The sequence below is a fragment of the Actinomadura sp. NBRC 104425 genome (assembly GCF_030269545.1).
Lineage (GTDB): Bacteria > Actinomycetota > Actinomycetes > Streptosporangiales > Streptosporangiaceae > Spirillospora > Spirillospora keratinilytica.
In genome coordinates this window covers 296,771-317,833 of the sequence record NZ_BSTN01000004.1, presented here as the reverse complement: position 1 = coordinate 317,833, position 21,063 = coordinate 296,771, and the positions used below count along the sequence as shown (strand labels likewise).

The window sequence follows — 21,063 nt, the reverse complement described above, 5'->3', positions numbered from 1 at the left end:
TCCCGGCCGCCACGGTGCCATCGCGTCGTCCGTTCAGCTCGGCGAGGTGTAGAAGTACACGGTGAGCGAGGCCGTGTCGGCCGGTTCGTCGAGCGCGTGGAAGTCCTCCGTCGCGGTGTTGCGGGTGAACATCTTCGGACGGGCCCTGCCGAGCAGCGAGTTCACGCGGTGCGCGTAGCGGTTGCCGCCGGCGCTGCCGCCGAAGGTCATCACCAGCGCCGCCTCGCGCCCGGCCCACCGCTCGGTCTGCCTTCTGATCTGCCGGACGAGGTCGTCCTCGTCGGTTCCGGCGACCTCGAACTTCTCGGCCTTCTTCACCAGCGAGCGGGGCCCGGTCGGCGTCGGGGACGGACTGGCCGACGCACCGCCCTTCCCGGACGGCCCGGGGCTCGCCGCGGCGAGCGGATCGGGCCGGTCGGCCATCGTCACCACCGCCAGCACCAGCAGCATGTCGGCGAACAGCCATCCCGCCAGGGCGGCGATCCCCACCGCGCTCAGGCGGCCGGCCCGCCTCACTGTTTCGTCTCCGTGTCCTCGCCGAGCGCCACCGGCCCTGACCGGGCGGGCTGCGGTGCGCCGCCGGCGACTTTGGCGCCGTTGACGGTGGTGTCGAGTGCGGACAGCCTGTCCAGCAGCGCGCGCACGCTGGTGTCGAGCCTGGCCGCGGCGTCCTGCCAGTGCGCCGCCGCGGCGTCCCACCGGTCGGTGGCCGCCAGCATGCCGGTCACCGCGCGGTCGGTGCTGCCGCCGCTGTCCACCAGTGCCTTGGCGGCCCTGTCGGTGGCGTCCACGACGGATTGCGACTTGTCCGTCAGCGCCTTCTGCGTCGCGGCGAGGTCGTGCAGGGCGGCCCGCAGCGTGTCGCTCGCCTGCCGGAGGGTATCGGCGATGCCGTGCGCCGCGCCGGCGGTGTCCGTGCCGGCCTGCGCCGCAGCCGCCTCCGCCGCTCGGACGGCCTGCTCGATCCGGTCCGCGGCCCCGGTGAGCTGCGGGACCCCGTCGCTGAGGGTCTGCGCCGCGCGCTTCATCTGGCCCGTCGCCTTGCCGAGCTCCTCCGCCGCCTTGCCGGTGAGCTGCACCGCCGCGGTCAGCTGCCGCTGCTGCTCCTTGGCTTGCTTGATGACGGCGTCCAGCCGTTTGGCGGCCTGGCTCAGCACGCCGGTGAAGCGGTCCGGGGACGTGTCGCGGTGCGGGACCAGCTCCAGTTGCACGCTGGTGAGGACGGAGGCCAGTTCGCCGAGCAGCCTGGCATGCTCGGCGCGCACCTTGGCGTCCGCCTCGGCGTCGGCGCGTTCGCCGTGCGCCCGCGCGAGTGAATGCAGAACCGACAGCAGCACCAGCGCGAAAATGATCAAGACCGCGGTCAACGCGACATGCTCGAACCGCGCGATTCCCGTCAGGCGCCCCCCGAAGCCCGATTGCCACAGCTGCAGGAACGGCCGCGTCGCCTGCCGCGGATCCTCCCTGGTGAGTTCCCCGTAGGCGCGAATGGCCTTCCAAAGGCCGTACCAGGTGACGAGCAGCGGGACGAAAATGACCGCCCCCAGTGCGACTTCCAGCGTGCGCTCACGGTCGGGGTGCTCGACCAGCCGCTTCCACCACGGCCCCGAGGGCGCCGCCGGGGGCGGAACCGTCAGGCTCTCCGGACGCGCGAACGCGTTCACCAGATCGATCTCGGCCCACCGCTCCAGCCGACGCCCCTTCTCCAGGTCGCCTGCCAACCGCTGCAACTCTTCCCGCCGCAATGCGAGAGCAGGCTCCGCCGCCAGCGTTCGCAGTCTTCCGGCGAGCCGGCCCATTCCGGGTGGACGCGCCTGCGGATCATCTTGCGCCACGCCTGGCCCCCCTGAGTATCGCGCACGAAACGCCCCCGCCCCCACCCCATCATGACGGGCTTATGACGCATACATTATTTCTCAGATTGCGACCTCACAACATCCATTTCTCCATGAGGCCAGGCTTATCCCACTCCGCCGCCGCTCCTTCATTGGCCTTCCACTCATTCATGGCCCTCACGCGGGGTCGGTGAACCTGCGGGCCGCCAGAGAACGCCGTTGCGCGCAACGCCTCCGCCCGGGGCGAATGTCATCAGCCGCGGCAGCGCGGTGCACCCCAGCGGGTCAGGGCCGGTCCAGCACGGCGAGACTCCCGCCGACCGCCTTTACTGGAAGGCCGGACTGCTTGCCGCCCACCGCCGAAAGCCCACCCCCGAACCACTCCCCCATCACTCCGCCTCGGCCTCAGGGGGGCGGACAACCAGGCCATATCCGGTGGGACTCGCGGTGCTCCGGGTGGTTGTTCTCGAGTGTGTGCGCCGGCCCCGATGGCCGCCACCGGCCACGGCGTGGCCATCTCGTCTCAGCGGCGGCGCGCGGGCGCCGGCACTCAGGGCGGGTGATTGCCACCGGCGCGTCTTCCTGGCCGCCGCCTTCGGCCGACACGGCCGCCGTCCGGCGGCAGCCGGGTCGTCCGCCGCCTACGGGCCCGGGGCACGACCGCCGCCTTGTGCGAGCGTGCCGATCAGCAGACCGGGCGGGCCGGGTTGCGTCCACGGAGGTGGTGTACGAGTTGATGCAGGTCAGAGGGCGTGGCGTCGTGAAATGAGACGGCCACCGCGTGATCCTTCGAGATGCCAAGTCCAAGATCGAAGGAGAGGACGCGATGGCCGACAACCCCAGTGTGGACCCCGCGGGCTGGTTTGCCGAGCAGATCGGGGCGTGTGAGCCCGATCTGCTGCGATCGATGGTCAAGACGATGGCCGAAGCGCTCATGTCGGCCGAGGCGGATGCGATCTGCGGCGCCGGCTACGGGCAGCGCTCGGACGGGCGGGTCAACCGCCGCAACGGCTACCGGGAACGGACGTGGGACACCCGGGTCGGCACGGTCGAACCGGCGATCCCGAAGCTGCGCAGCGGGTCGTACTTCCCCGAGTGGCTGCCGAGCGACGCCGCCGGGCCGAGCAGGCCCTGATCAGCATGGTGGCCACCTCCTATCTGCTGGGCGTGTCCACGCGGCGGGTGGACAGACTGGTCGAGCAGATGGGCATCCAAGGCATCTGGCAAAAGCCAGGTCTCGCAGATGTCCAAGGTGCTGGACGAACAGGTCCAGGCGTTCCGCAACCGGCCTTTGGAAGGCGGGCCGTACGCGTTCGTGTGGCTGGACGCCCTCACCCAGAAGGTGCGTGAGGGCGGCCGCACCGTGAACGTGCACGTGCTGGTGGCCACCGGTGTCAACGCCGACGGGCACCGCGAGATCCTCGGCGTCGAGGTGGCCTCGGCCGAGGACGGCGCCGGATGGCTCGCCTTCCTGCGCGCCCTGGTCGCCCGCGGCCTGTCCGGCGTCCAACTGGTGATCTCCGACGCCCACACCGGCCTGGTCGAGGCGGTCGCATCGACGCTGCCGGGGGCGGCCTGGCAGCGGTGCCGCACCCACTACCTGCGCAACCTGCTCACCAAGGTGCCCAGATCCGCCCAGCCATGGGTGGCGACACTGGTGCGCACCATCTTCGACCAGCCCGCCGCCGAAGAGGTCCACGCCCAGCACGCCCGCGTGGTGGATTCGTTGGAGGCCAAGCACCCCGAGGCGGCGCAGCATCTGGACGAGGCCCGTGACGACCTGTTGGCCTTCACCGCGTTCCCTCGGCAGGTCCGGCGGCAGATCTGGTCGAACAACCCGCAGGAGCGGTTCAACAAGGAGATCCGGCGGCGCACCGACGTGGTCGGGATCTTCCCCGACCGCACCGCGATCATCCGCCTCGTCGGCGCCGTGCTGATGGAGCAGACCGACGAGTGGACCGAGGGCCGCCGCTACATGGGCCTGGAGTTCCTCGCCAAAGCCAGACTGCGAGTGATTGACGGCGACTGTTCCGGGGACGAGACCGACCAGCAGGCGATCACTGCTTAACCGGCAGAAACAGGATCACGCGGAGGCCGACTCATACACCACTCCGCTGGACGTGACCCCGGCCAACACCACCCCCTCTCTTAGGATCAGCCCTACGGATTCACCGCGGAAGCGGACTGGCAATGCGCTTCACCAGTCGGCCCGGCGGCCAGTCCCCCGAATCGAACGGCGGGCGCCGTCACACTCGGCGGCCGTGTCCACGCTCGATTGAGCATCGAACACCGGATCGCCAAACGCTCACACAAACGGCCACCTGGTCGGCTCATTCAGTCTTCCTCGACTACACGGTCAACGCCTGGCGGTTTGAACTTCGTCCCACCATCTGCGGAGACATCGGCGAGCACGAACTCCATCTCCTCCACTAGAGGCCTCAGAGACTCTTCGAAAGAAGATAGATCCAGCTCCCCTGCCGCACACTCCTTCCACAAATCGACGATCCGCTCCTCAGATTCAGCGTACTTTATTATAATATCACCCAGCGCCCACGGATCATTGCTATACTTCCGCTTTCCCACATCAAGCACCCAGATGCTAAAACGCGCACTCACCGCAATAGCCCGACCGGCCAGATCCAGTCCATACAGACTGCTGCCGAAGCTGTCCAGAAAAGCGAGCATACAGTTCGTGACCATCGAGTTGCGTGGTCCCATATTCTCATTCACCACATCGAGTACATTTAGAACAGGGGATTATCGGTGGGCTGAAACGTACCGGTATTAGTACCGCATCAGCGTCGATGTCGACGGTTACGCGGACCATGTTCTTGGTGCCGGAGTCGCCCAACGTGGTCAGGACCGTCCGCGGACCCGTCCTACCGGTGACCGGATCGGTGGCCAATGCCTTCACGCCACACCTTGGCTGTGTCGATCGTGCTTCCGCCTGCCGTCTGCCGTCACCTTGGCCGAGCCGAGCGTCCACTAGCAGAAGTAGCGCTTTCCAATCTCGGTGACGATGAGTCTGTCGGTTCGTCCTCTCGTGATGATCTCACGTAATCCCGATACTCGGCTGCCGCCGCCATTCATCAGCCGACATCCGAATGAACCCCTCCGCACTGCATGCGCCGGCCGCATACACAGCCCACCCCATGCGCATTCACCACATCGACTGACAACGGCATTTCTTCAATCCGACCTAGAAATCTCTGCTTTCCATACCATCCTCGCTCAAAAGCCTTACAAGTGGTCGATTTCCGAGAAGCATCATGTCGATCGCCTCGGACAGGGTACTGCCCACGTGCCAGATCACTCCGGGCAGCGAGGCGACCACAGGCCCTTCCGTGCTGAAGTAGACATGCGAACGACAGAGCCACCATCCGAGCGGACAAAAAGTCACCTTGAATCGATCTTGCAGTTCTCTGGCCTCCGAGAAATGCCTCACACCTATTGCAAGAGGGTCAACGACGAACGGATCGCCGTTCTGAAAGTTCACCCCGTCCTCATTCACCGGACTTACCCGAATACCCACCAGCGACCCCAAGACTCCCCTCATCCAATCGTCGACTCGAAAACCAACCGCTTCCAGTCTTCCGATCAATGCAGAAACGTCAACGCTACGGTCTTTCGTCCAGCCCTGAGCCGCCAGTGCCGCACGACTTTCCGAGGAAACATCAAGATCCATGACTACATCGCCTCGTTTTCCACAATCCTAACGAAAAGCGAACTCAGCACTCGACGACACGCCTTGCACGGACTCGCCAAAGTAGCGTGCTCCCCGAACTCGGAATCACCCACAAATACCGTGGTCATCCTTCCTCCACTTACTCCTGCCACCCCTTCTTTTTCATACGCTTTGGCAAGACACTTCATTTCAGAGCAAACAAATGCGGGATGTCGATTTTCACGCAAGATATCTTTCAGGCCCTCTGGGATTTCGACATACTCCTTATTGTGGGCTGTATATACTTGGCCGCTCGGCGACACGAACTCAGACGCGAAGTCCGCCTGTTGGCGCTCCCCAGCATCAGCCGTCGCCTCCAGCCTCGAGGAAACGTTTTGACAATTATGAACGAGGACGGGGGTGGTGCCGGCGGCGGCGTAGTAGGTGTGGTCGGACTCGACGGTGAGGTTGTGGACCTGCTGATGCCGGGTCCAGGTGTTGATCGCGGTGATCTGGACGTAGGTGCCTGCACTGGTGCGCAGCCACATGCCGGGCTTGAGCTTCCCGGCGTCCACCCACTGCTTGAGGGCGGGAATCCAGAACGGGTGGTTGTCGGTGACCTGTAGCGTGCCGGTCTTGGTACCGCGTTCGCCGTCGGTGTCGACGGTGACGCGGACCATGTTCTTGGTGCCGGAGTCGCCGAACGTGGTCAGGACCGTCCGCGGGCTCGTCCTACCGGTGACCGGATCGCTGGCCAACACCTTCACGCCACACCTTGGCTGTGTCAATGGGCTTCCGACTGCCGTCCGCCATCACTTTGGCCGAGCCGAGGGTCCACTGGCAGAAATAGCGCTTTCTGATCTCGGTGACGGTGAGCGCCGTCGGCTCGTCCTCTCGGGATGATCTCAGGTGATCCCTATACTCGGCTGCCGCCGCCATTCATCAGCCGACATCCAAATCAGCCCCTCCGCACTGCGCGCGCCGGCCGCATACACAGCCCACCAGAGCTCTTCACACGGAACATCCCATTCACCACGAGTGTCGATCCAAAGGACCGCAACACGATCACCTGGGGAGGTCAAGTCCCACCAATGCCAGTACCTCAAGTCGGGATCGAAACAGAAGAGCCATTCCTGCACATCCCACTCGTTTTGATCTCTGGCGGCATAGTAGGCATTCCGGCCGGCCAGGACCTCGACAGGTATCGCCTCCTCATGCGAACCGCCGTCAGTGATCGAGATGAACCAGTTTGGGATACTGGAGGTATCCAACTCCTCCCGATCGAATCCCTGCTCGTAGGCCACACGTACGGCGGCCATAAGCACCCGGCGCAATCTCCACCCATAGGCTTCAACATCACCGAACACATCGATCTGCAACGTGCATATCGAGTGACTATCTGAGCGAGACGGGAACACACTCGGGATAAGCGACGAAGACGGACGCAAGGACATTCTTCTGAGCTCTTCAACATATCGATCAACCATTTCTTCCGCCCTCACATTTCGGTGATCCGCCCCGCCCCCGTCACGATGCCGTCCATGAAGTCGTCAATCATATGGTCCGAAAGGCCGACCAACGCGGCCCCCTTCTTCGGATCAGCCTACGGATTCACCGCGGAAAGCGGACCGGCAATGCGCTTCACCAGTCGGCCCGGCGGCCAGTCTCCCGAATCGGACGGCGGGCGCGGTCACACTCGGCGGCCGTGTCCACGTTCGATTGAGCATCGAACATCGGATCGTCAGACGCTCACACAAACGGCCACCTGGTCGACTCTTTCAGTCTTCCTCGACTGCACGGTCAACACATGGCGGTTGGAAATTCGTCCCGCCATCTGCGGAGACATCGGCGAACAAGGACTCCATCTCCTCCACTAGAGGCCTCAGAAACTCTTCGAAAGAAGATATATCCAGCTCCCCCGCCGCACACTCTTTCCACAGATCGACGATCCGCTCCTAAGGATCAGCGAACTTCAGCATAATGTCACCAAGCCCCATCGGATCACCGCTATACTTCCGCTTTCCCACATCAAGCACCCAGATATCAAAACGCGCACTCACCGAAATAGCCCGCCCAGCCAACTCTATTCCGTCCAGACTAACGCCGGAGCCATTCAGATAAGCGACCATGATGTGTGTGACCCTCGAGTTGTGCCCCATATGCATTTCACCAAACTAAGTAGACCGAAACAGGCGATTACTGGCCTTCTGCACACTGGCTCTATGCGCGACACTCGTACCCCGATCGCACAATTCAAAGATTGCTCTCATCGCCAATTTTTTTCAACCCCTCTCGGAGACCGGACGCGACTCCAATCAGTTGCTCCTTGAAAAATTTCACTCTGATAACAAAACTTTCTTCGGTCAAATAAAGGAGCGGAAGGCACACCAACAAGGAGTGGAGCGCGTGCACCCCCTCAATACTGCAGATGACGACTCTCCACCCCAAATCGGTCGTGCCGGCGTCAGCCACGGCCGACTGCAGTTCATCGAAGCCACGTCCCAGCATCAGCAACCTGCCCTCGCGGGACTTCACCAAGGAGGGGAACACAATCAATGCCGACGAAACCAGATCATACTGATTTTTCGTCAACTCGACACGCAGCAGTTCGCCATCCCGATCGATCTTGACATACGTGCGCATTGGCTACGATCCTCCTCGAGGCCGGTAGATCCGATAGAATTCATCCTCGCTCAGCAGATAACCGTGAATCATACGAACGTTCCGCAACATCACGACGCTGCGCGAAGGAGCGTTGCCATGGATTATATGAAAAGCAGGGCTTCGGATTGCGACGAACCCGAGTCGAATCGGGGATCGACGTGGGTGAAGTTTCTGGTAGCAAGACTGTCAAAGAACAGAGCCAGCGCATCCGTATCGTGCCCTAGCCCTGGAAGCACGTGATCAGCAGCTTCCTCAGTTCCATCATGCATTCTCATGGCTTGGTATTCTACGCCATCTGCCACTTGAGGACCGAACGCCTTGTCGTACGCTTCAAATGCGTCTTCAGTGAGACGACCAGTTTGAGGGTCAAACGACCCGCAGTTGTGGACGAGGACCGGCGTGGTGCCGGCGGCGGCGTAGTAGGTGTGGTCGGATTCGACGGTGAGGTTGTGGACCTGCTGATGCCGGGTCCAGGTGTTGATGGCGCTGATCTGGACGTGGGTGCCTGCGCTGGTGCGCAGCCACATGCCGGGCTTGAGCTTCCCGGCGTCCACCCACTGCTTGAGGGCGGGAATCCAGAACGGGTGGTTGTCGGTGACCTGTAGCGTGCCGGTCTTGGTACCGCGTTCGCCGTCGGTGTCGACGGTGACGCGGACCATGTTCTTGGTGCCGGAGTCGCCGAACGTGGTCAGGACCGTCCGCGGGCCCGTCTTACCGGTGACCGGATCGGTGGCCATCACCTTGTCGCCCACCTTGATCTGGTCGATGGGCTTTCGGCTGCCGTCGCCCATCAGAACAGCGGTGCCGGGAACGAAACTGCACTCAGTGGGCTTGGCCGAGCCGGTACTTGTGCGAGAGCTGGTTCTCTTGGCTGCAGCGGGCCTGGATTTGGCCACACTGTTGCCCTTGGCGGTGGCGCCGCCTTTGCCGCCGCCGGAGCCCTTGATCTTGCTGGCGATGCGGGGGGCGACGCGTTGGATGACGGGTGCGGCGGCTTTGGCGGCCAGGCCGGCGGCGCCGTGGGTGATGACGCCTACGGCTGCGCCTGTGGCGCCGGCTTTGAGGAAGCCGCCCACGGACCACTGGTCCCTGGGGGTGTGCTGCGCGTGGTTGACGGCGCCGTAGACGGCTCCCGCGGCGGCGGCGCAGGCAACGCCGCCCGCGCCGGTCCAGCCGATGGCCGCACCGCAGCCGACGCCGACCGCGACGGAGGCGATGGTGGCGCGGTGCTTGCTGACGAAACCGCCGATGGCTCCGCCGACCTTCTTGAACTTGCACGTCCAGCTCTTGCAGGGCGGCGGTGCGGGAGGTGCGGGGGGGCGGCACGTAACCGATCGGGGCGCCGCCGTAGCTCGGGATGCCGCCGTAGCTGGGCGCGCCACCGCCACCGCCACCGCCGCCACCGCCGGAGCCTCCTCCTCCGCCGGAGCCGCCGCCACCCGACGACGGCCGCTTGGGCGGCCAGCCGCACATGACCCCGTCGCAGGGCATGAGGCCGTCGGGGTCGCTCAGGTTGACGGGGTCGTTGTTGGCGTAGTTGTAGGCGTTCCAGGTGCCGGGGTCGTCTCCGTTGTACAGGGGGTCGGTGCTGAGGAACCGGCCGATGCCGGGGTCGTATTCGCGAGCGCCCAGGTGGGTCAGGCCGGTGGTGGAGTCTTTGGTGCCGCCGACGTAGCCCTTGTCCATGACTGTGGGCCAGATGCCGATCGGGTTGGTGCGTTCGCTGCCGAACGGGCCGAAGCGGCGCAGGCTCCAGCTGTCCTGGTCGACGGCGTTGATGGTGATGTCGGTGCTGTCCTGGTAGTTGGGGACCAGGAACTGGACGCTCGAGCTGCTGGTGCCGGTCCGGTAGGCGACGGTCGCACCGCCGTGGCTGTAATAGCGGATCGCGCTGACCGCGCCGGTGGAGGAGACCTTCACCTCCTGGCTGGGCAGGTAGAGGGTCTTCCCGGTCGTGTCCTTGCGGATGAGGCGGTTGCCGGCGGCGTCGTAGATGAAGCTGGCCAGTTCGTTGCCGCTGGTGTCGGTGACCTTGGACAGGTTGCCTTCGGCGTCCCAGATCAGCTTCTGCCCGGGGCGGGCGGTGGTGTTGCCGGCCTCGTCGTAGGTGTAGAGGTCGGTGCGGGTGCTGGCGCCCTGGGTTTCGGTGACCCTCTTGAGGGCGTGCGGGCCGAGGGGGCCGCCGGAGCCGAGTTCCGCGGGGTAGGTGTAGGTGCGGACCTTGTCGGCGGTGGGGCCGCCGGTGAAGGCGTGCTGGATCTCCTTGGTGCGGTTGCCCTGTTTCTCGCCGTTGCTGTCGTACTCGTAGGTCGTCCAGTACGGGGCGGGGCCGCCGATGGTGGTGGCCGAGGGGGCCGTGGAGCAGTCGGCGGTGCTGGTGGACCACGCCTGGGTGAGGCGCTGGGCGTAGTCGTAGGTGAAGCACTGCCGGTCGGGGGCGGCGCCGACGGTGTTGGTGAGGATCGAGTTGATCGATCCGGAGTCGGTGTAGGAGTACCTGGTCTCGACGTCATAGGTGGCCGACGAGGTCTGCCGCCTGACCGTGGCGCGGGTGAGGCGTCCGGTGGCCTCGTCCCGGTCGAAGGTCTGCCAGATGAACCTGTCGGAGACCGACGCCATGGCGAGCTGGGTGACCTCGCCGTGGGAGTCGTAGACGGTGTCGGCGACGTAGGTGGCCAGGCCGTAGGTCCACTCGGGGAGTCCGTCGTCGTTGTAGTAGGTGGAGACGTCCTCGGCGGGCAGCCCCGTGCTGCCGCCCACCGCCGGGTAGGTCGTCGCCATCGGGGAGCCGTCGAAGTTGTAGTCCTGCGTGGTGGTGTAGGTGCCGGCCAGCGCGCCTTCGGACGCGGGGATGGTGATGGTCGTTCCCTTGGGCCGGTAGAGCGCGTCGTAGCCGGTGACCGCGGTGGTGTACTTGTCGGCGCCCACGTGGCGGCGACCTCACAGCATCACTTGTGCCATGCCGCCGGGCTTCTTACGCTTCGCCGCCACTCATGCACCCGCCCTTATGCGGCCTCGGCGAAGCCGCACGCCGTCAGGGACTCCGTGGCATGCAACAGCCGCTACCGGACACGGATGTCCGCAGCCAGGCGGCACGGCACACCCAGCGGCCGAGGCGCGGTTCAGCACGGCGAGGCCCCGTCTGCCGCCTTCGCCGGGCCGCCGAAGCTCCTGCCGCCGACCGCCGAGGAGGCCGCTCGAACCGCTTGCCCGACCGCTCCCCGCAACGCATCGGGCGACGGCCGCGGGGGCGTCCGGCGGGCGGGAGGCTCAGGGCTTGCGGCCGACGCCGGCGAGGACGATGTGGTCCACCCCGTCGGCGGGGGTGAGGTTCGGGCCGTCCGGCCACCAGTCGCGCAGCAGCGTCAGGCCCGGCTCGACCATCTCCAGCCCGTCGAAGAACGCCTGGATCTCCTCGCGGCTGCGGAAGCTGCCCGACCCCATCGAGCTGTTGTTGAACACATCCTCGATGTAGCGGGCGATCCGGCTGCCCTCGCTGCCGTCCGCCGGATCGTGCCAATGGGTGAGCGCCAGGTAGGAGCCGGACGGGAGCAGCTCGATGTAGTCCCTCATGATGTCGTGCGGGCGCTGCTCGTCCGAAACGTGGTGGATGGTCGCGCACTGGATCAGCGCCACCGGCCGGGAGAGGTCCAGGAAGCCGTTGATGGCCGGATTGGCGAACAGCTCCCGGGGCCGGGTCAGGTCGCCGACCACCAGGCGGGTGTTGGCGTTCTCCTCCAGCATCGCCCTGCCGTGCGCGGCGACGATCGGGTCGATGTCGACGTACACGACGCGGGCGTCGCGGTTGCCGCGCTGCGCGACCTGATGGGTGTTCTCGGCGGTGGGCAGGCCGGAGCCGCAGTCGAGGAACTGGTCGATCCCGGCCTTGACCAGGAAGCGCACCACGCGGATCAACCACGCCCGGTGATCCTGGGCGAACCGCAGCGTCTGCGGGATCTGGTCGATGACCTGCCCGGCGACCTCCCGGTCGACCGCGTAGTTGTCCTTGCCGCCGAGGAAGACGTCGTAGACGCGCGCGATGCTCGCCTTCGTCGTGTCGATGACCGTCGGCGACCTGTCCTCTTCCACCATCTGTCCTTCTCCTGGAGCACCGTTGATCACATCGAAGTGTAGATGGTCACCGCGCCCCGGCACCGCGTGATCGCCGGGCCGACGGTCTTCGCGATCGGGTCCGGAAAGGCTCGCCGCCCGGCGGATCGACCCGCCGGGTCCGCATCCCGACGGCGGCCCGGTCGCTGATGACGCCTGCGCAGGGGCCGTTGAACCACGGCGCCGAGGTAGACGATCATTGATCGGCGAGTCTCGGGGGTGCGGTCGAGGGCTGGGGGCCGGGTTGCGCGGTGGGCTGCTGGCAGGACGGTACCGGCTGGAGTCGAGGCTCGGCTCCGGCGGGATGGGCGAGGTCTGGAGCGCGACAGACCTGCGTTTGGGGCGTCCCGTGGCGGTCAAGATCCTCAGCAGGGGGACGGAGGCGGACGAGCGCGCCGTGGCGCGGTTCCGGCGCGAGGCGGAAATCGCCGGAGGCCTGCGGCACCCCGGGATCACGGTGCTGTTCGACTTCGACGCCGACGACGGCCGGCTGTTCCTGGTGATGGAGCTGCTGCGCGGCCGGGATCTGGCGGCGGTGATGGCGGCGCACCCGCACGGGATGCCGCCGGCCCTGGCGTGCGACCTGGCCGCGCAGATCGCCGACGCGCTGGCCGCCGCGCACGAGCGGGGCGTCGTCCACCGCGACGTCAAGCCGGCGAACGTGATGGTGCTCCCCGACCAGAAAATCAAGATCCTCGACTTCGGGATCGCCAGGTACGCCGACCGGACCTCGGACCTGACCGGCGGCGCGGCCATCGGCACGCCGTCGTACATGGCGCCCGAGCAGTTCGAGGGCGACGCGGCGCCCGACGCGCGCACCGATCTGTACGCGCTCGGGGCGGTGCTGTTCTTCATGCTGACCGGGCGCAGGCCCTTCGAGGCGGACACCGCCCCCGCCCTGATCAAGGAGATCCTGCTCACCGAACCGCCGCGCGTCCGCGATCTGCGGCCCGAGGTCCCCGCCGACCTCGACCGGCTGGTCGCGGCGCTCCTGGCCAAGAATCCCGCCGACCGTCCCGCACAGGCCCGCTTGGTCGCCGACGTCCTGCGCGGTGCGGCGGCGGCCCCCCAGGTCCCCCACCGGCCGCCGGGCGGCACCCTCCACGCCACGCGCCGTCTCACCGGAGACATCGGAGCCTCCGCCCGTACCCGCCGGCGCAACCGGTGGTGGTGGCTGGGCCTGCTTCCCGGGGCGGCGTTGCTCGCCTACCTCTTCGTCCTGTGGAGTCCCGGCGGCTTCCCCATCGAGGACGGACGGTTCGCCGGCGTTCCCCAGTGTGACGAGGTGAAGCCGGCCAACCTCCCCGCGCATATGACCGGCCCGGTGTCGAGCAGGCCGAGCGCCGCCCAGGCGAGTTGCTATTGGCAGGGGCGGACCGACCCCCCGATGGGCTCCCACCAGATGCTCACCGTCACCATGTTCATCCTCGACCACGACGGGCTGAAGTCGGGTCCGGAGCGGGTGCGCCGCTACCTGGGATGCGCCGGGAAGAGGCCGATCCACGGCATCGGCGACGAAGCGTGCGTGGAGAGCTCGAACGACGCCGGAACCCTGTACTTCCGGATCAGCAACATGGTCTTCCACATCAACTACGGGCAGACGTCCGTGACGGTCGACGGGAAACGCGATGTGGGAGCCGGTGTGGAGGACATCGGGGCCTTCCTGGAAGAGGCGGCCCGGGGCATGGCGAACCGGATGGCCGCGCGATGACCGGGCCGTTGGCGGGGGCCGACATCGCCGGGCGCTACCGGCTGCGCAAGCGGCTCGGCCGCGGCGGGATGGGCGAGGTCTGGGAGGCCGTCGACCTGCGGCTGAACCGCGCCGTGGCGATCAAGCTGCTCGCCTTCGAGCCGCACGGCGCGGACGGCGACGAGCGCGCGGTGGCGCGGTTCCGGCGCGAGGCGGAGATCGCCGCGGGCCTCCAGCACGACGGGATCGCGGTCCACTACGACGCCGGCCGGGACGGCGGGCGGCTGTACCTGGTCATGGAGCTGCTGGCCGGGCGGGACCTCGCGGCGGTGATGCGGGAGCACCACCGCGGGCTGCCGCCGGGCACGGTCCGGGAGCTGGGCGCCCAGATCGCCGAGGCGCTGGACGCGGCGCACGGGCGGGGCGTCGTCCACCGCGACGTCAAGCCCGCCAACATCATGGTGCTGCCCGGGAACCGGGTGAAGATCCTCGACTTCGGCATCGCCCGGTACGCCGACCGCACCTCCGACCTGACCGGCAGCGGCATCGTCGGCACGCCCGCGTACATGCCGCCCGAGCGGTTCGAGAAGGGGACGCGGCCGGACGTGCGCGGCGACCTGTACGCGCTCGGCGCCGTCCTGTTCGTCATGCTCACCGGCCGTCCGCCCTTCGCCGCCGACACGGTCGGGACGCTGGTCAAGAAGATCGTGCTGGACCCGCCTCCGCGCGTGCGCGAGCTGCGCCCCGAGACCCCCGAGGACCTCGACGGCCTGGTCGCCGCACTGCTCGCCAAGAACCCCGGCGACCGGCCGCAGAGCGCCGGGCAGGTCGCCGCCGTGCTGCGGGGCCGGTCGACGTGGCGGGCGGTCCGGCCCGATGCGGCGACCGTGCGGTTGGCCCGGGACACGGCCCGGCTGCCCGCGCGCGGCCGCCGCCCGGTGGACGCCCGCCGTCTGGTCGGCGCGGTCGCGGGGGTCGTCGTCGCCGCCTCGGTCATCGCCGGGGTCCTGCTGGTCCGCAACGCCGTCGACGACGGCGAGTACGAGCGGGTGCCCCGCTGCGCCCGCCTGAGACCGAGCAGCCTGCCGGCCGAGATCTCCGTCCTCGAGGAGTCCGCCCTTGGCGACCGCGGCCGGCACAGGTTCTGCCGGTGGCGCACCGCGGACTCGCTCGCGAGTCTCGACATCGACTTGCAGGCGGACGGCGCCGAATTCCCCGAGTCCGCCACGAGCGTGACGCGCAGGAACCTCGACCGTGTGGGGACCGCCGTGCCGGGGCTCGGCGAGGAGGCGTTCGTCGCGGACTCGGAGAGGTCGGCCAACGTCCGTTTCAGGCTCAGCAACCTCAGGGTGAGCGTCGAGTACGCGCCCCGGTACGACGGCGATGACATGAGGAGCAGAACGCGGCAAGCCGCGCTCACCCTCGCCAAGGAGGTCCTGGCCGCCGTCCGCGAGGGCTGACCGCGACGCCGGCGGCAGGCACGGCCGGGGTCACCAGGCGGCGGCTCCCGCGTCCGGTCAGGGTGATCGGATGAGCTTATATTCAGTGGCGATTTCGCGAGGGCCGCGCATGAATCGCGGCTCAAATGCCGCCTATGCAGCAAACGCGCCCGTTGTGTGAACCCTCCCACATCGTTCTACACTGACATTCAAGAACGTTGTTGTCGTGTAGTATATTCGCGTGGCAGCGATTCGGTGGCGATCAACGTCCGAGGAGGGACCCGTCGGCCATGGCGGGTGACCGGGGCGCGGCGGCGAGCGGGGCCGTGCCGTCCTACACCCGCCGGCAGCAGGCCGCCGCGACCAGCGCCCGCTCCCTGCTGCTGACCGTGTTCGGGGAGTTCGTCCTGCCGCACGGCGAACCGGTGTGGACGTCCGATCTGCTGCGGGTCACGACCGGTCTGGGGATCGAGGAGCGGTCCGCCCGGCAGGCGCTGAACCGGCTGGCGGCCGACGGGTGGATCACCTCGCAGCGGTCCGGGCGGCGGGTCCGCTGGGCGCTGACCGACCACGGCCGGGTGCTGCTGCGCCAAGGCGCGGAACGCATCTACTCCTTCAGCCGCGAACGCCGGTCCTGGGACGGGCGCTGGCTGGTGCTGCTCGTCAGCGTCCCGGAGTCCAAACGCGACCTGCGCCACCGGCTGCGCACCAAGCTGAGCTGGGTCGGCCTGGGCACCCCGGCGCCGGGCGTGTGGATCAGCCCGCACACCGCGCGGGAGGCCGAGGCCAAGCAGGTGGTGGACGACCTGGGCCTGGACGCCGCGATCTTCTCGTTCTGCGGGGCGTTCGCCGGCATCGGGTCCGAACGCGCCATGGTCGAGCAGGCCTGGCATCTGGACGATCTGGCCGCCGCCTACGAGGACTTCGTCCGCGAGTTCGCCGGGCTGCGGCCCGATCCCGGCGACCAGGTGCTGCTGGCCCAGATCCGGCTGGTGAACGCCTGGCGCCGCTTCCCCGGCCTGGACCCGCAGCTGCCGCTGGAGCTGCTGCCGCCGCACTGGATCGGGTTGCGCGCCGCCAACGTGTTCGAGGACCTGCACCGGACCTGGCATGACGCCGCCCAGCGGCGCTGGGCGGCGCTGGCCGCCGGGAGCTGAGGCTCAGGCGAGGCCGGCCAGGAACCCGGGGTGCCCCTGCACGGCGGTGCGGCGCATGTAGTGGTGCAGGGCGCGGAGCCCGCCGAGTTCCTCGCCGCCGCCGGCCCGGCCCGGCCCGCCGTGCACGAGCTGCGGCATCGCCACCCCGTGCCCGGTCGACTCGGCGGCGTCGTCGCGGTTCAGCACCAGGAGCCGCCCGTGCCAGGGGGCCAGGCCGTCCACCAGGGTCCGCGCGACCCGGGGGTCGGCGGTGACGATCGAACCCGCGAGGCTTCCCCCGCCCCGCGCGGCGGCCGCGGCGACCTCGTCCAGGCCGGTGTAGGGCAGCAGCGTGCTGACGGGGCCGAACGCCTCGATCTCGTGCGGCGCGGCGGCCGACGGGTCGTCGCAGCGCAGCAGGATCGGAGACAGGAAGGCGCCGCGCTCGGGATCGGCGCCGGCGGCGTCGACCCGGAGCGGATCACCGAAGACGATCTTCGCTTCGGCGGCCAGCCCGGCGACGGCGGCGCGCACCTCCTCCCGCTGGTCCAGGCCGACCAGCGGACCCATGTCGGTGTCCTGCCGCGCCGGATGGCCGACGACGATGCGGCGCAGGCGCTCGGCGAGCGCCTCGGTGACGGCGTCGGCCAGCGCGGCCGGGACGAAGGCGCGGCGGATCGCGGTGCACTTCTGGCCCGCCTTGACGGTCATCTCGGTGACGATCTGGTCGACGAACAGCGTGAACTCCGGGTCGTCCGCCGTCACGTCGGGACCGAGGACCGAGCAGTTGAGGGAGTCGGCCTCGGCGTTGAACGGCACGGCGCGGCCCGCGACGGCGGGGTGGGTGCGCAGTTTCAGCGCGGTCGCCGCCGACCCGGTGAAGCTGAGGGTGTCCTGCGCCGTGAGGCCTTCCAGCAGCCCGGCGGGACCCGCGCACAGCAGCGACAGCGTCCCCTCGGGCAGCATCCCGGACTCGGTCATTCGGCGCACCACGAGTTCGGTGAGGTAGGCGGTCGGCCCGGCCGGCTTGACCACCGACGGCATCCCGGCGAGGAAGGCCGGTGCGAACTTCTCCAGCATCCCCCAGACGGGGAAGTTGAAGGCGTTGATCTGCACCGCGGCGCCGAGCCTGGGCGCCAGCACGTGCCGTCCCGCGAACGTGCCGCCGCGGCCCAGCGGCTCGACCGGGCCGTCCGCCAGCACGACCGCGTCCGGCAGCTCCGCGGCGGCCTTGCTCGCGTAGACGGCGAGCGTGCCGATGCCGCCCTGCACGTCGACGGCGGTGTCCCGGCGGGTCGCGCCGGTTCTGGTGCTGAGCTCGGCGAACTCGGCGGCGTGGTCGCTCAGGTGCCGGGCCAGCGCCTTGAGGATGGCCGCGCGCTGCTGGAAGGTGAGGGCGCGCAGCGCGGGGCCGCCGACCCGGCGCGCGTGGTCGAGCATCGCGGCCGGATCGGGACCGGTGGCGGGCAGCCGCGCCACGACCTCGCCGGTGGCGGCGTCGCGCAGGGGTCTGGCGGGGCCGCCGCCCTCCTGCCAGGTGTCGTGGCTGTAGCTGCGAAGTACGGGCGTCATCGGTTTCTCCGCTCCAGGAAGGCCGTCATCCGGGTGTGCTTGTCCTCGCTGTCGAACAGCAGGGCCTGCGCGGCCAGGTCGAAGGCCGTGGTCGCGGGCCGCCGGCTGCGCAGCGCGAGCTTGGTGAGCTCCAGGGCGCGCCAGGAGCGTTCGGCGATGGCCGCGGCCAGTTCCCGGCCCCGCTCGACCAGCCGGTCGCGGTCGTCGACGACCTCGTCGAGGAGGCCGGCCTTTAGGGCCTGCGCGGCGTCCAGGCGCGCCCCGGCGTACAGCATGCGGCGGGCCGTGGCCAGGCCGACCAGCTGCGGCAGCCGCCAGTTCGCGCCCGCGCCGGCGATGATGCCCAGCGACGGCTCCGGCTGGGCGAAGTGCGCGTTGCCCGAGCCGATGCGCAAGTCGCAGGCCAGTGCCAGCTCGCAGCCGCCGCCGAAGGCGGGGCCGTCGACGAGCGCGATGGTCGGCCAGCGGTGCGCCTCCAGCCGGTCGAACAGGCCGGCGTTGATGGCCAGCAGCGCCGCGTCGGCGTCGCGGTCGCGCAGTTCGGCGATGTCGGCGCCCGCGGCGAACATGCCGGGGGTGGTGGAGTGCACGATCAGGACGCACGGGTCGCCGCGGCGGGCGGAGTCCAGCACCGCCTCCAGTTCGGCGACCATCGCCTGGTCGAGTGCGTTGTGCTTGGCCGGACGGTCGAGGCCGACCCATAGCAGGTGGTCCTCGCGGTCGACCCGGACCACGGTCATCGGGTGTCCTCCATGGGCATGTCGGAGTGTGCGGTCATGCCAGTGATCGCCCGCTCAGGGCGCGGCGGCGCAGCAGCGGGCTCGGGCGGTAGCGGGGGTCGCCGTAGGCGTCCTGCAAGGCGGTCAGGACGGAGTGGACGGTGCCCGCTCCCCACCGGTCGCCCCAGGCGAGCGGACCGAGGGGGTGTCCGGCGCCCAGCCGCATGGCGGCGTCGATGTCGGCGGCGGTGGCGACGCCGTGCTGCAGCGCGTCGGCGGCCAGGTTGACCAGCATCGCGACGGTGCGGGTGACGATGAGACCGGGCGTGTCGTCGATGACGTGCACCGTGAGCCCGGCGGCCTGCAACAGGCCGGTCGCGGCCGCGACGGCGTCGGCGGGGCAGGAGTCGCTCGGTGCGATGGCGATCGCGGTGGCGGTGGCGTCGTCCAGCGTCCGGTCCACGACGACCACCGGGGCGCCGTGCTCAACGGCCAGTGCGGTGGCCGTGACACCGGTGCCGCGCACCAGCAGTGCGCCGCCGGGCAGTTCGACGGTGCCGTCGCCGCGCTCGCCGCCCAGGACGGGGACGGACGCCCGGGACAGCAGGGTGCCCAGGGCGACCGCGCCGTGATCGGTCACTTCCAGCGGCGCCGGTTCCGGCGGCGCGCCGCACGCCTGCGGGACGGGCGCGTCGCGGCCGTAGCGGTACACGCCCCGGCCGCTCTTGCGGCCGAGCCGTCCGGCCTCCACCAGGGCCCGCTGCGCCTGCGAGGGTTCGAAGCGCCGGTCGTGCGCGAACGCCGACCACACCGACCGCGTGACGGCCTCGTTGACGTCGTGGCCGATCAAGTCCATCAGCGCGAACGGCCCCATGGGGAAGCCTCCGGCGCCGGTCAGGACGGCGTCGACGACCTCCGGGGCGGCGGCCTGCTCCTCGCACAGCCGCCACGCCTCGGCGTAGTACGGCCTGGCGATCCGGTTGACGATGAACCCGGGCGTCGGGGCGGAGCGCACCGGGGTCTTCCCCCAGGCGGTGACCAGGTCGGCGGCCCGGTCGAGGACCTCGGCGCGGGTGTCGGCGCCCGCGACCACTTCGACCAGGCGCATGCGCGGCACCGGGTTGAAGAAGTGCAGGCCGAGGATCCGCTCGGGCCGCTCGGCGCCGGCCGCCAGCGCGGTCGGCGACAGCGACGAGGTGTTGCTGGCCAGCAGGCAGTCGGGCGCCACCACCGGTTCCAGTTCGGCGATCAGGCGGCGTTTGGCGTCGAGGTCCTCCACGATCGCCTCGATGACGATCCGGGCGTCCGCCAGCGCGCCGACGCCGTCGACAGGAGTCAGTGCCAACGCGTCGGGATCGGCGTCGACCCTGCCGCGCGCCGCGAGCCTGCCGACCTGCTCGCGGATGCCGAACACCGCGCGGTCGGCGGCGCCGGGGGCGGTGTCCAGCAGCAGCACCCGATGGCCCGCCAGCGCGGCGACCTGCGCGATGCCCGCGCCCATCGTGCCCGTGCCCACCACGGCGACGGTTTCTTTCATGTCTCCTCTCACCGGCTCCTCAACCGATGCGGCACAGGCCGGCCCGGTAGCGTCCGGCCATGCCGCGGTACGGCTCCGCCGCCTCGGCGATCCGCTCCCCCGGCACGGGGGCGGGCCTGAACCCGGCCGGGACGCTCACGGCGCTGTGCCCGGCAGGGACGTGCCCGTCCCCCGTCACCAGCACCGCCGCCCCGGCAGCACCACCGGAGGCGACGCCCCGCCGCCCCGGCGATCCGCTCACCCAGCCCGGGGGCCCAGGCACGGCCGGGACGTGCGCGTCTCCGGTCACCAGCGCCGCCGGAGGCGACGGCATCAGCCCTCCCCGACCGCGACCCGGTAGGAGGCGACCAGTTCGGTGTCGACGCCGAGCGGGCCGGTGACCGAGGCGCCGCCGGGCATGCCGAGCGGCTCGTCGCGGCCGGGCAGCGGTTCGGCGAAGAAGCGGGCGTTGTCGGCGACGAAGGCGTGCTGGTCGGCCGGGACCCGCCGGTCCTGGCTGATCGCCGTGACCGGGCAGACCGGCTCGCAGGCGCCGCAGTCGATGCACTCGGCGGGGTTGATGTAGAGCTTGCGCTCCCCCTCGTAGATGCAGTCGACCGGGCACTCCTCCATGCAGGAGCGGTCCATCACGTCGATGCAGGCCGCAGCGATGACGTACGGCATGGCGTTTCCTCCTCGGTTCGGTCGGTGCGGCCGC

The 21,063-nt window shown here is 69.0% G+C and carries 19 protein-coding genes and 1 pseudogene; 4 read left to right on the top strand and 16 right to left on the bottom strand.

Annotated elements, in window-relative coordinates; translation table 11 throughout:
• Positions 1-33: 33 nt before the first annotated feature.
• Together QSK22_RS09265 and QSK22_RS09260 are read right to left on the bottom strand one after the other, a co-directional pair.
• A complete protein-coding gene (locus QSK22_RS09265; RefSeq protein ID WP_285493611.1) occupies positions 34-516 on the bottom strand; it encodes a hypothetical protein in 483 nt (160 codons plus the stop codon).
• On the bottom strand, positions 513-1,799 hold the full coding sequence (locus QSK22_RS09260; protein ID WP_285493610.1) for a hypothetical protein: 1,287 nt from the start codon (positions 1,797-1,799) through the stop codon (positions 513-515). Before QSK22_RS09260 ends, QSK22_RS09265 begins: the two co-directional genes overlap by 4 nt.
• An 862-nt stretch (positions 1,800-2,661) precedes the next feature.
• On the opposite strand from QSK22_RS09260, the pseudogene QSK22_RS09255 reads away from it, so the two are divergent.
• Positions 2,662-3,903, top strand: a pseudogene (locus tag QSK22_RS09255) (IS256 family transposase).
• 266 nt (positions 3,904-4,169) lie between these two features.
• On the opposite strand, the gene QSK22_RS09250 reads toward QSK22_RS09255, so the two are convergent.
• The 9 genes from QSK22_RS09250 to QSK22_RS09210 form a co-directional block, all read right to left on the bottom strand.
• Positions 4,170-4,520, bottom strand: coding sequence for a hypothetical protein (locus tag QSK22_RS09250; protein ID WP_285493609.1), 351 nt, complete (start codon positions 4,518-4,520; stop codon positions 4,170-4,172).
• 514 nt (positions 4,521-5,034) lie between these two features.
• Positions 5,035-5,520, bottom strand: coding sequence for an SUKH-3 domain-containing protein (locus QSK22_RS09245; RefSeq protein ID WP_285493608.1), 486 nt, complete (start codon positions 5,518-5,520; stop codon positions 5,035-5,037).
• Between the two features lie 2 nt (positions 5,521-5,522).
• Positions 5,523-6,287 (bottom strand): polymorphic toxin-type HINT domain-containing protein, encoded by a 765-nt coding sequence (locus QSK22_RS09240; RefSeq protein ID WP_285493607.1) that lies wholly within the window; start codon positions 6,285-6,287, stop codon positions 5,523-5,525.
• A gap of 117 nt (positions 6,288-6,404) precedes the next feature.
• Positions 6,405-6,878 carry a hypothetical protein gene (locus tag QSK22_RS09235; RefSeq protein WP_285493606.1) on the bottom strand — a complete coding sequence of 158 codons (474 nt, stop codon included), beginning with the start codon at positions 6,876-6,878 and terminating at the stop codon, positions 6,405-6,407.
• Between the two features lie 576 nt (positions 6,879-7,454).
• A complete protein-coding gene (locus QSK22_RS09230) occupies positions 7,455-7,628 on the bottom strand; it encodes a hypothetical protein (protein WP_285493605.1) in 174 nt (57 codons plus the stop codon).
• Between the two features lie 124 nt (positions 7,629-7,752).
• The gene (locus QSK22_RS09225) at positions 7,753-8,142 is read right to left on the bottom strand and encodes a hypothetical protein (protein WP_285493604.1); all 390 of its coding nucleotides are present in this window, start codon (positions 8,140-8,142) and stop codon (positions 7,753-7,755) included.
• A gap of 122 nt (positions 8,143-8,264) precedes the next feature.
• A complete protein-coding gene (locus tag QSK22_RS09220) occupies positions 8,265-9,059 on the bottom strand; it encodes a polymorphic toxin-type HINT domain-containing protein (protein WP_285493603.1) in 795 nt (264 codons plus the stop codon).
• Positions 8,986-11,091 (bottom strand): RHS repeat-associated core domain-containing protein, encoded by a 2,106-nt coding sequence (locus QSK22_RS09215; RefSeq protein WP_285493602.1) that lies wholly within the window; start codon positions 11,089-11,091, stop codon positions 8,986-8,988. Before QSK22_RS09215 ends, QSK22_RS09220 begins: the two co-directional genes overlap by 74 nt.
• A 342-nt stretch (positions 11,092-11,433) precedes the next feature.
• Positions 11,434-12,255: an SAM-dependent methyltransferase gene (locus QSK22_RS09210; RefSeq protein ID WP_285493601.1), complete on the bottom strand. Its 822-nt coding sequence runs from the start codon at positions 12,253-12,255 to the stop codon at positions 11,434-11,436.
• A gap of 262 nt (positions 12,256-12,517) precedes the next feature.
• On the opposite strand from QSK22_RS09210, the gene QSK22_RS09205 reads away from it, so the two are divergent.
• The 3 genes from QSK22_RS09205 to QSK22_RS09195 all read left to right on the top strand — a co-directional run bounded on the left by QSK22_RS09205 (position 12,518) and on the right by QSK22_RS09195 (position 16,559).
• Positions 12,518-13,984: a serine/threonine-protein kinase gene (locus QSK22_RS09205; protein ID WP_285493600.1), complete on the top strand. Its 1,467-nt coding sequence runs from the start codon at positions 12,518-12,520 to the stop codon at positions 13,982-13,984.
• On the top strand, positions 13,981-15,423 hold the full coding sequence (locus tag QSK22_RS09200; RefSeq protein WP_285493599.1) for a serine/threonine-protein kinase: 1,443 nt from the start codon (positions 13,981-13,983) through the stop codon (positions 15,421-15,423). The genes QSK22_RS09205 and QSK22_RS09200 overlap by 4 nt, the downstream gene beginning before the upstream one ends.
• A 269-nt stretch (positions 15,424-15,692) precedes the next feature.
• Positions 15,693-16,559: a PaaX family transcriptional regulator gene (locus QSK22_RS09195; protein WP_285493597.1), complete on the top strand. Its 867-nt coding sequence runs from the start codon at positions 15,693-15,695 to the stop codon at positions 16,557-16,559.
• A gap of 3 nt (positions 16,560-16,562) precedes the next feature.
• Here the strand turns inward: QSK22_RS09195 and paaZ are convergent, their stop codons facing one another.
• Genes paaZ through fdxA form a run of 5 tightly spaced genes read right to left on the bottom strand, consistent with a single transcriptional unit; the run spans position 16,563 to position 21,029 of the window.
• On the bottom strand, positions 16,563-18,110 hold the full coding sequence (gene paaZ, locus QSK22_RS09190) for a phenylacetic acid degradation bifunctional protein PaaZ (protein ID WP_285493596.1): 1,548 nt from the start codon (positions 18,108-18,110) through the stop codon (positions 16,563-16,565).
• A complete protein-coding gene (locus QSK22_RS09185) occupies positions 18,107-18,850 on the bottom strand; it encodes an enoyl-CoA hydratase/isomerase family protein (protein WP_285493595.1) in 744 nt (247 codons plus the stop codon). Before QSK22_RS09185 ends, paaZ begins: the two co-directional genes overlap by 4 nt.
• 34 nt (positions 18,851-18,884) lie before the next feature.
• On the bottom strand, positions 18,885-20,366 hold the full coding sequence (locus QSK22_RS09180) for a 3-hydroxyacyl-CoA dehydrogenase (RefSeq protein WP_285493594.1): 1,482 nt from the start codon (positions 20,364-20,366) through the stop codon (positions 18,885-18,887).
• A 19-nt stretch (positions 20,367-20,385) separates the two neighbouring features.
• Positions 20,386-20,679 carry a hypothetical protein gene (locus QSK22_RS09175; RefSeq protein WP_285493593.1) on the bottom strand — a complete coding sequence of 98 codons (294 nt, stop codon included), beginning with the start codon at positions 20,677-20,679 and terminating at the stop codon, positions 20,386-20,388.
• Positions 20,679-21,029 (bottom strand): ferredoxin, encoded by a 351-nt coding sequence (gene fdxA, locus QSK22_RS09170; protein ID WP_285493591.1) that lies wholly within the window; start codon positions 21,027-21,029, stop codon positions 20,679-20,681. The genes QSK22_RS09175 and fdxA overlap by 1 nt, the downstream gene beginning before the upstream one ends.
• Positions 21,030-21,063: the final 34 nt, after the last annotated feature.